A 14,106-nucleotide genomic window follows, 5' to 3' on the forward strand; every position below is an offset into this window, starting at 1 on the left:
CCTCCTTTGCCAGATAGCTAATAGGCACACTGTTAACGGGTGATAGGAATAATCTTTTATCGGGTCCCGGAGCTGAGGCAGATGATATGAACGGCGCCTGCGGTGACGGACCCGACCATGAACAAATGCCCGCGCAGCACGGCCTTCCATGAAGCGGGTCACGCCCTGGCCTTTTGGTGGAACGGTCAACACATAAAACGCATCACTGTGCGTACCAAGGCCGAAGCCTGCACGGGTCCTATGTTCGATTTGTGCGGCAATCCTCTATACGCCGAAGGGCTGGTCGAAGCGGATTACCTTGTCCCACGCCCGGCTTTCGACGCCAGGGGGATCGCTGAGTACTTGCCCTCGATGGTTGATTTCATTGAACGCGACCTGCTCCATTGCTTCGCCGGGCCTGTGGCCGAAGCGGTCTATCGACACCGCAGGTCCGACCGGTTGATCAGGGGCAGCGGTCGCGGCGACCTGGATCGGGGGCACGAATTGATCAGCCTGCTGCCGCCGCGCAAGCTACTTGTCGCCCAATCCCAGGCCATCGCTCGCTGCAGCTGTCTGGTGCATCGTTACTGGACGGCTGTCAGCGCTGTGGCGGGGCTTCTACAAGAGCAAGGCATGGTCGAGGGCAACGCCGTAACGACGCTGCTGTGCGAGATCACCGGGGAGTCGCCCATCTTGCTCGGCAATGGCGTGAAAAGCCTGGATTCGTGACCGGGACGCGGCAGGGGATCTGACCTGTTTGGCGTCTCAAAAAGGTGTTTTTCGCGGCGATTGTCGACGCTCTCTGTGAGATATGTCTCTTTTTTGAGTAGAAAATTTCCTCTCCCTTGAACCGAAAAGGATAAGCAAGGTCTGGTGTGCGCGCAGTTTTGCGCATCAGCAGCGTGAGCGCTTTTCGGGGCAGCCTGGCTCTTCAGGTGCTTCCCGGGTCGGGTTGAAGGCCGGTATTCGGCTCTTGGTCTGCTCGCGAGCTTGCTGTCATTTCCGTATCGAGGGATCGAACATGTTCTCACCCGCCCGTTGGGCGAGGTTATGCCTGGCTTTTTTGTGCCTTTCTCCGCTAACGCTCGCTTACGCCGCACCTACCCCCGGTGACACGGACCTGATCCGTGAGCGCCAGGATCGCTTGCTTGAAGAGCAGCGTCGGCGCCTTGAACAGCTCAAGGACCTGCCCGGCAAATCCGCAGCGCCCCAAGCCCCGGCTGCGCCAGTCGATACCCGTTGTTTCCCGATCAAGACCATCGAGCTCAAGGGCGCCGACGCGTTGTCCGAAGGCGAGCGTCAACGCCTGCTCAAACCGTATATTAACCAGTGCCTGGGCGTGCCGCAGCTTAACCAGTTGCTCAAGGTCATCACCGATTACTACCTGGAAAAGGGCCTGGTCACCAGTCGCGCCTACTTGCCGCAACAGGACCTGTCCAGCGGCCACCTGCAAGTGTTGGTCGTCGAAGGCCGCCTGGAAGGCCTGAAGGGCGCTGAGGGCAGCGGCCTGTCCGAACGGGAACTGGCCATGAGCTTTCCCGGCAAGTCGGGTGATTTGCTTAATCTGCGGGAGATTGAGCAGATGGTTGACCAGCTCAATCGCCTGCCATCGAATCAGGCGACGATGGAGCTGACCCCCGGCCAGAACATCGGCGGCAGCGAAGTGCTGGTCAGGAACACCCCGCAGAAACCTTGGCGCGTCGGCCTTTCGCGGCACAACGACGGCCAGAAGAGTACCGGCGAACAGCAATGGGGCACATCCCTGGACTGGGACAGTCCCTTGGGCCTAGCCGACCAATTGGCCTTGCGCGGCGGCCACGACGCCGTCAGCGATCACCAGAAAACTTCGCGCAATGCCATGCTCTATTACAACCTGCCGTTTGGCTGGTGGAATGTCAGTTACACCTACAGCCAGAGCGAGTACCGCTCGCAGATAGCGGCCAACGGTTTCAACTTCAAGCAGACCGGTGATAGCCAGAACCATCAGTTGCGCCTGGAGCGGGTGGTCCACCGCGACGACGTGAGCAAGACCTCGCTCAACACCGGCCTGGCTTACCTGCGCACCAATAACTTTATCAACGACAGCAAGCTCAGCGACAGCAGCAATCGCATCACCGAGGCGCAGTTCGGCATCAACCATGGCCGGCGAATCGGCAGTGCCTTCGTCAACCTCGACCTGGGCATGCAAGACGGTATCGGTGCCCTCGATGCCCAGGGCGATCATGACCCGGGCCGGGGGCAGCCGGATGCGCGCTATCGCAAATACACCGCCACCCTCAGTTATCTGCAGCCTTTCATGTTGGGCGGCGAGTCCTTCAGTTTCAGCAGCCTGATGACCGGCCAGCGCAGTGAAGATCCGCTGTTCAGCCCCCAGCGCATGAGCCTGGGTGGGCTGTCGTCGATTCGCGGCTACAAGGACCAGACGCTGTCCGGCGACAGCGGCGGCTACTGGCGCAACGACCTGCGTTGGAGCCGCCCGGTGACCCTGCCATGGCTGCGCCCGGTGTTCGCCGAATACGGCACCAGTCTTGGTTATGACCAGGGCGTGATTCGCGGCAATCACTACAACGACGATGAGCACGGGCGTGTGTCGAGCAACTCGGTGGAGTTTTTCGCCCGCGGCGAGCACCTGAGCGCCAGCGTCACCTTTGCTCATTCCCTGGAACGCCCGGATGCCCTGACCGAGCGCGAAGCGCCGATCTACTTCCGTGTGGACGCCTTTTTTTAAGCACTGCCTCTTTAACCACTGCTGCACCGAGACTTGATCATGGACGACCGTCAATACACCCTTCCGGCCCGCCAACCTTCCGCAGCCCTGCAAACCCGCGAGCAATTCTGGGGCATGCCCAAGCGTGGCCTGGCGTTCCTGTTGGCCAACGTCATGTTCTGGCAACCGATGTGGGCCCAGGCGGGCGGGATCGTGGTCAGCGCGCCGGGCACCAGCCTCGGTCAGGCGGGCAACGGCGTGCCCATCGTCAACATCGCCAAGCCCAACGGCAGCGGTCTGTCCCACAACAAATTCAAGGATTACAACGTCGGCAGCAACGGCGTGATCCTCAACAACGCCACCAACCCCGCCCAGTCCACGCAACTGGGCGGGATCATCCTGGGTAACCCGAACCTCAAGGGCACGGCCGCCAAGATCATCCTCAACGAAGTCAACGGCGGCAATCCCAGCCAACTGCGTGGCTACACGGAAGTGGCCGGGCAATCGGCCCATGTCATCGTCGCCAACCCACATGGCATTACGTGTAATGGCTGCGGGTTTATCAACACCCCCAAGGCGACCCTGACGACGGGTAAACCGATCATCGAAAACGGTCAGTTGAACCGCTATCAGGTGGATCAGGGCAGCGTGTCCATCGAAGGCGCGGGCCTCAACGCTAACAACTTTGACCGCTTCGAAATCATCACCCGCAGCGCGAAAATCAACGCCGAGATCCAGGCGAAGAACCTGACGATCGTCGCCGGGCGCAACGACGTCAATGCGGGCACCCTCAACGCCACCGCCCGTGCCGACGACGGCAGTGCCAAACCCGAACTGGCCATCGACTCCTCGGCTCTGGGCGGCATGTACGCGGGTGCCATCAAACTGGTAGGCACCGAAGCCGGCGTCGGGGTGAAGCTGGACGGCAAGATGGTCGCCAGTGGCGGCGATATCCAGCTCGATGCCAATGGGCATTTGAGTCTGGCGCAAGCCACGGCCTCGAGGGCCGTGGATATCAAGGCTGAAAGCCTGGACGCCCGGGAAACGATCTACGCTGGCAGCCATGTCCAGGCGACGACCCAGGGCGTCATCAACAACCGACGCGCCATTGCCGCCCGCGACAATGTCACGCTGACGACCGACGGTCAGCTCAACAACCTTGGCATCATCGAAGCCGGGGTCAACGTTGACAGCACCCGTAACCAAGTCGGTGACGTCGCACTCACGGCGGCCAACATCGACAACCGCGGGCAGAGCGTCATCGCCAGTCGCGACCTGAAAGTCACGACCACGCAAACCCTCGACAATCGCGGCGGCACTTTTTCCGCCGGCAAGACCCTGACGCTCGACAGCAAGGCCATCGACAACCGTGCCGGTACGCTGGTTAGCCAAGGCAAAATTCAAGCGCTGGCCACTGGAACGTTGGATAACCGTGATAAAGGGATCATCGCCAGCGACGGTGAGCAGACCCTGGTCGCCGGGACGCTAAAAAACAGCGCAGGCGTCATCAGCAGTAACAACCTCCTGAAGCTCGACGCGAAAACCTTGGATAACAGCGGCGGCAAAATTGCGTCCGACGCTGCACTAACCCTTGGGGGCGGCAATGCTGAAAATAGCGGAGGTCAAATCACCAGCCAGGGTGATCTCGTTGCGACCCTGAAAAGCTTCAATCAACAGAACGGCAAGTTGGTCAGCCAGGGGAAGCTGACCCTGACCGCAGACAGCATCCGCAACAGCGACGATGGCTATATCGCCTCGGTCAAGGCCATGAGCCTGACCGCTCACCAACAACTGTTCAATACCGGCAAGGCGATTATCAGCACCGAGCAGGGACTGACGATCAGCGGTGGTGCTGTCGATAACTCCAATGGCAGTCTGCTCAGCCAGGGCGACCTGATAGTCGATATCTCCGGCGATCTCATCAACCAGGACGGCAGCGTCATCACCCAGGCCGGGAATGTGGATGTCGAGGCGAGCAGTCTCGATAACCGTGGTGGCGTCTTGGCAAGTGTCGATGGCTGGCTGAAAGCCGCCCTCGACAAGGTACTGAACAACGGCGAATCGCTCACCGTAGGCGGCGATGCCGGATTGATCCAGGCGCAGTCCGTCGAACTCGGCGCAGAACAAGCGGTGCTCAACAATGGCGGGCAGGTGTCGGCCTTGTCCGGGACTGCTGAAATCACCGCCGCCACGCTGGAAAACCGCAACGGCGCAGTGCTTGCCAAACAGGCTCTGACGGTACGTGCCCATGACTTGGATAACAGCGACGGACGGGTTGCGGCGGACACTATCGATTTCGGTCTTACCGGCGCACTGACCAACCAGCGCGGCCTGGTGGAGGGCGCCAATGGCCTGCTGATTGGCGCCGCGTCGATTGACAACCAGGGCGGCAAGTTGCGCTCGGTGGGCAAGCTGGGTACCGCGACCCTCACGGTTGATCAACTGCTGGATAACCAGAGCGGCATCATCGAAGCCGCCACCCAAGACCTGTCCTTGCAGATGGCTGGTTTCAAAAACGCAGGCGGCAACGTTCGTCATGTGGGCACCGGCACGTTAGGCGTGGACCTCGCCAGGTTCAGCAACATCGGCGGCAGCCTGATGACCTCGGGCACGCTGACCGTCGACGCGGCGCGTTGGGATAACAGCTCGGATATCCAGGCCAATGTCCTGAACCTGAAGGTGGGCCAGCTCAATCAGACCAGCACCGGCAAGTTGATCGCGGTGCAAAGCCTGCTGGCCACGGGCGGCACCTGGAACAACGCGGGCACCATCAGCAGCGACGCTGATTTGGATCTGAGGCTGACCGGCGCGTATGTCGGTACCGAAAACAGCCGCGTCAGCGGTGTCAATCAATTCGATTTGAGCGCCGCCAGCGTCGATCTATCCAACGGTTCGCGCCTGGCTGGCGGTGGCGCTACCACCGTCACCAGTCTCGGTGCATTGAACAATGCCGGACGGATCACCGGCGGCGGCAAGTTCTCCCTGGCCGCCACGAGCCTGGTCAATACAGGCACGCTGGGTGGCGCCGACACCGTCGAACTGATTGCCAGCGAGGCCCGTAACGATCGCGGCCTGATCTTCAGCGGCGCGGACATGGCCCTGCGTTTCAACCGCTTCACCAACTATCGCGCGGACGTCTACAGCCTGGGGGCACTTAATGTCGCGGCACGAGATGGCGTCGCTCGCAGCGTGCTGCTGGAGAACATCTCCGGCACCCTGGAGTCAGCGAAGGATATGTCGCTGCGCAGCGACACTCTGATCAATCGCAAGGACGTCTTTACCACTACCGATGAGCTGGTGTCAGGCTCCATCAGTGTCAAATGCTATGACTGCGGCGGCGATCATCACAACGTCGACTATATAGCCAATGAAACCTACCAGAGCGTAGTGCTTGAAGACTCGGCCAGTGCCACCCTGATGAGTGGGGCGAAGCTGACCGTTGATGGCTCTGCGGTGACCAACCAATACAGCGTGATGGCTTCGGCTGCCGACCTGCAGATCACGGCAGACAATTTTGCCAACATTGGCGCTGCTTCCGGCACCAGCGTCAGGACGCGGACCTGGAACACCGGCAGGGTCACCGACGGAACCGACGAGCGTTTCCGGGGCAGGTACATCGTCCCCTACAACGCCCAGGCCAACCCGAAACAAGTCCCCGTCGACGCGCTCAACAGCTTCCGTCAGGTCGGTGATATCACGATCGTGACGCCAGGGGCGTCGCTGGCACCGGCGGTTGTTCAGTCGGGCGGCAACATCAGCATCCAGGCTACGCAGCAGCTGGCGAACAGCGGTGTCGTGCAGTTCCAGGCGCCCCTGGCGGGCACGGCAAAATCAGCGGCAACCGATGTTGCCAACGCCGCACAACCAGCGGTCGTGGTGCTCAACCCGCAGCTGCCGCCTGATCTGGCCCAACAACAAGTCAACCCGACCACCATGCCCGGGTTCACCTTGCCGACTGGCGAAAATGGCTTGTTCCGTGTCGTCGACAGCGCGGCCGCAGCGCAAGACAGCCACGACCAGAGCCGGGCCACTGTCCAGGGCTCGGACGCCAGCCGGGTCATCACCGGCCCCAAATACCTGATTGAAACCAACCCCGCGCTGACCGACCTCAGGAAGTTCATGAGTTCGGACTACTTGCTGGATAACCTGGGTTATGACCCCGACACCAGCTGGAAGCGCCTGGGCGATGGTTTGTACGAACAACGCCTGATCCAACAGGCGGTGCTGGCCCGCACTGGGCAGCGTTTCATTGCCGGACAGACCAGCGACGAAGGCATGTTCAAGTACCTGATGAACAACGCCATCGCCAGCAAGGAACAACTGAACCTGGCCCTTGGCGTGACCCTGACTTCGCAACAAGTCGCCGCGCTGACCCACGACATCGTCTGGATGGAAGATCAGGTCGTCAATGGTCAACATGTCTTGGTGCCGGTGCTTTACCTGGCACAGGCCAACAACCGGCTCATGGCCGATGGCGCGTTGATCCAGGGCAAGAACCTCTCCCTGATTGCGGGCACCGACCTGAAGAACGCCGGGACGCTGCGTGCCAGCGAGAACCTCTCGGCGGCAGCCGGGAACAATCTGATCAACACGCGTCTGGCTGAGGCGGGCGAGCGGCTCAAGTTGGTCGCGGGCAAAGACCTGGTCAACATGCAAGGCGGCATCCTCAAGGGCAAGGATGTCGAGCTGTCGACGTTGACCGGTGACATCCGCAATGACCGGACCATCACCACTATCGAGAACAGTGGCAACGGTTTCAGTTCGAAAACCTCGGTGGTCGACAATGCGGCGCGCATCGAGGCCGGCAACAACGTCAGCGTTCGGGCGGCCGGTGATCTACTGAACGTGGGCGGCGCCATCACGGCGGGCAACGACATCGACCTGAGCGCGGGCAAAGACATCGTCATCTCCGCAGCTCGCGAAGAAAACGGCTCGATGCGTAAGGACAAACGCCACTTCTGGGAGCAGAGCCAGACCGTTCAGCACGCCAGTGAAGTCAAGGCGGGTGGCGACCTGAACGTCACCGCTGGCAACAACCTGACCGTAGTCGCCAGCCATCTCGGGGCCAAAGGCGACATCAACCTGAGCGGCAACGATGTCGCCCTGATCTCGGCGGCTAACCAGGACTCCAGCGAATACCGCTACAAACGCAGCGGCAAGAAGATCAACAAGGAAGAAGACCATGTCTCGCAGCAGGCGACCACGCTCACGGCTGGAGGTGATGTAAGGGTTGCTGCACGCAATGATCTGTTGATGGTTGCGAGCAAGATTGCGGCGGGTAACGAAGCCTACTTGGTGGCGGGTAAGCAGTTGAGTCTGCTGGCTGAGCAGAATCGTGATTACTCGTTGTATGACATGAAAAAGAAGGGGAGCTGGGGCAGTAAAGCCGCACGGCGAGACGAGGTGACTCAACTCACCCATGTCGGGAGTGAAATCACCACCGGAGGCGACCTGATGCTGGTCAGCGGTGGTGATCAGACTTATCAACTGGCGAAGCTGCAAAGCGGCAACGACCTGATCATCGACAGCGGTGGGCGCATCACCTTCGAAGGGGTCAAGGACCTCCACGACGAGAGCCATACCAAGAGTAAAAGCGACCTGTCCTGGTACAAGATGAAAGGCGAGGGACGGACCGACGAAACCTTGCGCCAGAGCGCTCTGGTTGCCCAAGGCAAGTTGGTAATCAAGGCCGTCGATGGACTACGCATCGACGTCAAGCAAGTCGATCAGCAGAGCGTCAGCCAAACCATCGATGCAATGGTGAAGGCTGAACCAGACCTGGCCTGGATGAAAGAGGCCCAGGCGCGTGGCGACATTGACTGGCGTCAGGTGAAGGAAATCCACGACAGCTTCAAGTATGACAACTCCGGTCTGGGGGCCGGCGCCAAGATCGCCATCGCGATTTTGATGTCGTTCATCATGGGGCCGGCAGGCTTCGGATTGTCGGGAACCAATCTTGCGGTCGCCACGAGTCTGAGCACCACGGCGGTCACCAGCACTATTGAGAACAAAGGCAACCTGGGACTTGCGCTGAAGGAAACAGTCAGCGCCGATAGCCTGAAGAGTGCGGCGATTGCCGGTTTTACCGCCTATGCATCGGCATACGCGGACAAAGAATGGTTTAGCAGTGCGGAGAGCTCCAGCACGACCACTCAAGGCGTCGAGCCGTCGACGGGTTCGGCGGGGTCGGCAGGTTCGGCATCGAGCGCGAGTAACTCCTCTAAGGATATCTTCCGTTGGAACACCGCGACTGACACTGCAATCCGCACAACCGGGCAAGCAGTGATCTCCAGCAGTATCTCCACCGCGATCGGTGGTGGCAGCTTCGGCAGCAATTTCAATGCTGCCCTGTTGGGAGAGGCCGGCAATGTGGCGATGGCGACCGGCTTCAACTGGGTGGGCGATACCATCAAGTTCCCCGATGGCGGCCCACAGAAAATTGTTGCCCACGCGATCATGGGTGGCCTGCTGGCTGAGCTGACGGGCAGCGACTTCAAGACCGGTGCGGTTGCCGCCGGTTTGAATGAAGCGCTGATTCCCGGCATGGCCAAGGTGGCGGGTGAAAACAAAGATCTGCAACTGATGCTGTCGCAACTGACGGGGCTTCTGGCAGCGGCTGCGGTCGATGGCGACCTGAATACAGGTTCGACGATCGCCAAGAAAGCGACGGAATTCAACTATCTGTTCCATGCTGAACTGGTCGAAAGAGAACAGAAGCTCAATACGTGCGCCTCCCCGGCGGATTGCCAATCCGTCAGGGACTATTACAACAACCTTGATACGACTCGGAACAAAGAGTTCGGACAGTACTGTCAGCGGAATCCGGCGAATTGTGCGCAAGTTACAAAGCAACTGGTGGATGAGATTCCTGCTAATGAACAGTTGTTGCAGGACGTCAGGGTATCCGGGGCTAAAGACAGCTTTGCACGTTCGATATCACTCTGGTTGTCTAGTCAGAGTAATTCGCAGGCTATCAACACCAGCATCGTGGAGAAGTCCCGCGCCGAAAGTGGCGATGGTGAGGCGTTTTTGGCGGAGCTTGCGTTGGATGCGTTGAATCCGGATCGGGATTTGTTCTCGTCGACGGCTGGGGGTAAGGGTGGTACAACCGGGGTTAAGGTTGGGGTTGTGGGGGCCGATGGTGCAAAAGGGGCTAGGAATCTTCCACTCAAGGATGCTGATCGTTTAGCTGAGGTAAATAAGACTCTTGATCGTATCGAAGCTGGCGGTCCTTTTCCCCACAGTAAAGATGGAACCATCTTCAGGAACAAAGAAGGTAAGCTGCCAGATGGAGATTACCGTGAGTATACCGTTGATACACCAGGCGCGAGTAATCGCGGCACACGTCGGGTAGTTCAAGATGCAAACTCCGGTAGGATGTACTACACAGACGATCATTACGAAAGTTTCATTCAAGTTGATCCGGTCAGGAGGTAGTCATGGCGAGTATGAGCTACTTGAAAAAAGCGTCGGCAGTTTCGATCCACTTTGTCCGCGCTGAGGAGATTAAAGATGAGTTGGACTCTCTAGGGGATATGGTAATAGCGAGGTCAGTAGCGAATGTAAGGTCAGATAAGGATTTGTTTGCAGTTGTCGCGTCGGCGATGCAGTTTCCAGATTATTTTGGAAGCAACTGGGACGCTCTTGATGAGTGTTTGGGTGATATGGATTGGTTGCCTGCTGATGGTTATTGTCTTGTTCTACGCGATGCAGCTAAAGGATGGTCTCAGGCCCCATATGCGTTGGGGTGTTTTGTAACGGCTTGGCTGGAAGCTGCTGAGTATTGGGCGGAAAGCAGAACGCCATTCCATTTAGTGTTCGTTATGTAAGAGCAAAAAGAGCAAAAAAGGGGACTGCAAAAAGGGGGCAGATTTATTTTGTGAAACGCAGAGGGCAGATTTGTTGGTTTTGCTCGGTTTATAAATAAATCTGTCCCGGATGGCACTTACTTAACGACTAACCAGCTGATACACCTATAAAAAATTAAAACGTCTGGCCGAGTGCTCCCTCGAGTAGCGAAAAGGGGACAGATTTATTTTATGAGGTTAGGGCTTGCTCGGTGTTCTAAAATAAATCTGTCCCCTTTTTCCCCTGGCAGCGGCTGCGGTCGATGGCGACCTGAATACAGGTTCGACGATCGCCAAGAAAGCGACGGAATTCAACTATCTGTTCCATGCTGAACTGGTCGAAATAGAACAGAAGCTCAATACGTGCGCCTCCCCGGCGGATTGCCAATCCGTCAGGGACTATTACAACAACCTTGATACGACTCGGAACAAAGAGTTCGGACAGTATTGCCGGAATAACCCGGCGAGCTGTTTGCAAGTGACGAAGCAGTTGGTGGATGAGATTCCGGCCAATGAGAAGATGCTGCATGACGGCAGGAGCGCCGGGCTCGATCGTTCGGCAGCGCTTTGGGAAATTACTCGAAGTAACGAGCGGGCCATCAATACCGGCATCATCGAGAAGACGCGTACCGATAAAGGCGATGGTGCTGCATTACTGACGGAGCTTGCGGCGGATGGATTGAGTCAGGACCGGGGGCTGTTCTCGTCGACGGCTGGGGGTAAGGGTGGTACAACCGGGGTTAAGGTTGGGGCTGTAGGAGATGCTGCAAAAGGTGCAGCAGATGTAACAAAGCGACCATCCGGCTTTAGAAAACAAACGGTACAAGATTCTTGGGATAACGCGGCAAGTGGCTCTACTCCGGAGACGAAAGCATGTCCTACTTGCAATAAGGATGTGAGCGTTGCACCCGGACAGGGCCGCAGAGACTGGGATGTAGACCATCAGCCCCCTTGGAGTCAGCGTGACCTTTCCGGGAAGACGCGCTCAGAAGTTTTGGATGAATACAATCAGGGTACGAGGCTCGAATGTCCGGGCTGTAACCGTTCACGTGGGGCGAGGCCTGCTGAGTAATGACTTTAATCTCACACATAGAAAATACGCTTGGGCTACTAGAGCAGGGTTGGAGTTTTAGAGAAGGTTCCAACCCAGTGCAGGTTGTTCGTGTTAGAAATCAGCCCTTTGATGGTGTGGTGACCTATGTCACGCTTGGTCTCAGTGATTTTTTGTTATCCATGCCCCAAGAGCGTGAAATTAGGCAAGAGCTTGTTTTTACCACCTATGAGACGTTTTCCGCTGAAGCGATTGCATCTTTTATGCTTTCTTTTTGTGATTATATTTTGGCTTGCAATAAAGCATTGCTTCGTGGCGATGTTGTAGGGCCAAGTGCTCCGTTGATTCCGGGTGTAGCGGTAAATTCAGTTTATGCCTCAATTCCAGTTGTATTTGATGAGGTTTTTTCGGTGTATAAAAAATCTTCACCCCATACTGTGATGGTATGGTTGATTCCATTGCTCAAAGAAGAGGCGGATTTTGTAAAGGCTATTGGTTGGAGTGAATTTGAGGATGTGCTTGAGCGTGCGAATCCTGATCTTATGGAGCTGAATAGAGAGTCTATTGTTTAGTAAGTGTTAAAGTATATTTGTGAAAAGTGAAAAGGGGACAAAGTGAAAAGGGGACAGATTTATTTTATGAAACGCAGAGGGGCAGATTTGTTGGTTTTGCTCGGTTTATAAATAGATCTGTCCCCTTTCCTTATACGAAACTAGCGGGCGATAAAGATTTTCCACGGAGTGAGGGATGGAGGAAAATGGAAGTAAGTCACCGACTACCTAGCGGAGAAAATATAACCGTTCATTACCAGCACAACTCGGTCACCGATAAGGCATATGATATGAAAATCACCACGCCGCAGCAGCTGCCGCCTGCGCTGCAGCCCGGAAGAACTATTGGGTGATGTGGATATGATTGTTAGAGAAATTGGGCGAGAAGAGCCCGTGCAGGTGTTCGGGATTTACTGGATAGAGAATGAGCGCTTTTATTGGGTCATTCCTTATGATGGTTACGGTGGTCTGATGGCACTCAGTGAGAGAGATGTCAATGTTGTAGACTCTTTTTTGTCAAGTGATCTCATCCTCTGCAAGGATGGGGATGGGGTAGACATGATTCTTCACTGGGCGGCGGAAGATCTGATCGAAGAGCTGGTAGAGCGAGATCCACTAGCAATGATCGAGTTCTTAGGACGCATAAAGGACTGATGGTGCAAAAGACTGAAAAGGGGCCAGATGATTCTCAGATTTATTTTGTGAGGCGCAGAGGGTCAGGCTCATTGCTTTCCTTGGTTTATAAATAGATCTGTCCCCTTTCCTTCTGCCGGTTCGGCGTTGAACTTGAGGTTTGACATAGGTGACGTATGTACGCACTGCCCGATGATTTTGATTTTTTGCTATTGTCCGAGTGTTACTTGGAAATGGTTAGTTTTGGGGTGGCAATCACCAAATTGGAATTTGCACGTCCGCAAGTGGCCCCAGGTGTGCCTCCATATAAAGTCTCTTTCTGTATAGAAGGAGGGTTGACGTATGAGGTCGGCGGCACTTTAGGGCGGCGAGAGTTTTCTGATTCGTATACGAGTGCGCCTTTACTGGACTTTTTATTACAAGATGTCGCGTCGGTTAAAGAGTTTGAAGGCGCAGGGTTGAAGATAACATTCCATTCTGGCGACACGATCGTCGTTGAGGCCGATAGTGGTAGTGGGTATGAGGCCTATTCAATTTATTTGGATTCCGGTGATGTTGTAGTGGTTTAGTTTGCAAATAGATCTCCATTCTCCTGTTTTCATCGAGGTAGGATGGAATATGAATAGAGTTACCGAAAAGGGGGCAGATTTATTTTATGAGGTCAGAGGGGTATAGGCTTGCTCGGTGTTCTAAAATAAATCTGTCCCCTTTTGTCCCGTCCCCTTTTGTCCCAAGAAGATAAGGAGGGAAAATGTCTCCATTCAAAATTTTGTCTGAATTAGGGTTGGTGTGCTGGTCGACCATTTTTTTAGGGTTTCGAAAAGGCTGGGTGAAAAGATCAGATGTTTTCGATTATGCTATCGGTCAGTTGATGAGTGAGGATGCTGGTCAGGAAGTTGCCCTAATTGCTGGTGGGGAGTACTTAAGTGATGAAGAGCTTCTTGGGTTGATCGAGAAAAAACAACAAGGCCAAGATGCTGTCTCGGATCTGGATAAGTGGCGGCTGGCATTTTTGTTATGTATTGGTCGGTCTGGTGATAGTGAGGAAAATAAGGTGTGTAGACTTCAAGAGGTTTATGCAGATTTTGACTATCCAGAGGATATGGCTTTGTGCAGCGTATATTCCCAAGGGGAAGTTTCTCCACTAGTGGCGATGAGTTGGGTAGTGAAGAAACTGCAGGGTCAGCTTTTGTCTTCATGATTTAGCAAAAAAGGGGCACATGTTCCTCTCCCCGACACTGTGCCGCCGGTACGTCGCTGAATTTGAAGTTTGATATAGGTGGCATATGTACGCATTGCCTGACGATTTTGATTTCTTGCTATTATTCGCGTGTTACT

At 56.1% G+C, this 14,106-nt stretch carries 9 protein-coding genes; all 9 read left to right on the plus strand.

The window, feature by feature from the left end; translation table 11 throughout:
* Positions 1 to 117: 117 nt before the first annotated feature.
* The 9 genes from CD58_RS03580 (at position 118) to CD58_RS03615 (ending at position 13,969) form a co-directional block, all read left to right on the plus strand.
* Positions 118 to 708 (plus strand): hypothetical protein, encoded by a 591-nt coding sequence (locus tag CD58_RS03580; RefSeq protein WP_025211702.1) that lies wholly within the window; start codon positions 118 to 120, stop codon positions 706 to 708.
* Positions 709 to 1,000: 292 nt separating this feature from the next.
* Positions 1,001 to 2,707, plus strand: a complete 1,707-nt coding sequence (locus tag CD58_RS03585) for a ShlB/FhaC/HecB family hemolysin secretion/activation protein (protein ID WP_025211703.1) — start codon at positions 1,001 to 1,003, stop codon at positions 2,705 to 2,707.
* 39 nt (positions 2,708 to 2,746) lie between these two features.
* Positions 2,747 to 10,123, plus strand: coding sequence for a DUF637 domain-containing protein (locus CD58_RS03590; RefSeq protein WP_025211704.1), 7,377 nt, complete (start codon positions 2,747 to 2,749; stop codon positions 10,121 to 10,123).
* 2 nt (positions 10,124 to 10,125) lie between these two features.
* Positions 10,126 to 10,515, plus strand: a complete 390-nt coding sequence (locus CD58_RS03595) for a barstar family protein (RefSeq protein ID WP_025211705.1) — start codon at positions 10,126 to 10,128, stop codon at positions 10,513 to 10,515.
* 361 nt (positions 10,516 to 10,876) lie between these two features.
* The gene (locus CD58_RS31760) at positions 10,877 to 11,605 is read left to right on the plus strand and encodes a GH-E family nuclease (RefSeq protein ID WP_419178830.1); all 729 of its coding nucleotides are present in this window, start codon (positions 10,877 to 10,879) and stop codon (positions 11,603 to 11,605) included.
* Complete coding sequence (locus tag CD58_RS28955) at positions 11,605 to 12,156, plus strand: suppressor of fused domain protein (RefSeq protein WP_080712499.1); 552 nt, start codon at positions 11,605 to 11,607, stop codon at positions 12,154 to 12,156. Before CD58_RS31760 ends, CD58_RS28955 begins: the two co-directional genes overlap by 1 nt.
* Positions 12,157 to 12,489: 333 nt before the next feature.
* Positions 12,490 to 12,789, plus strand: coding sequence for a hypothetical protein (locus CD58_RS03605; protein WP_235195309.1), 300 nt, complete (start codon positions 12,490 to 12,492; stop codon positions 12,787 to 12,789).
* 155 nt (positions 12,790 to 12,944) lie between these two features.
* The gene (locus CD58_RS03610) at positions 12,945 to 13,337 is read left to right on the plus strand and encodes a hypothetical protein (protein ID WP_025211708.1); all 393 of its coding nucleotides are present in this window, start codon (positions 12,945 to 12,947) and stop codon (positions 13,335 to 13,337) included.
* A gap of 182 nt (positions 13,338 to 13,519) precedes the next feature.
* Complete coding sequence (locus CD58_RS03615) at positions 13,520 to 13,969, plus strand: DUF2247 family protein (protein ID WP_025211709.1); 450 nt, start codon at positions 13,520 to 13,522, stop codon at positions 13,967 to 13,969.
* The last annotated feature ends 137 nt before the right edge of the window (positions 13,970 to 14,106 follow it).

It is taken from the genome of Pseudomonas brassicacearum (assembly GCF_000585995.1).
In the GTDB taxonomy this organism is placed as follows: domain Bacteria; phylum Pseudomonadota; class Gammaproteobacteria; order Pseudomonadales; family Pseudomonadaceae; genus Aquipseudomonas; species Aquipseudomonas brassicacearum_A.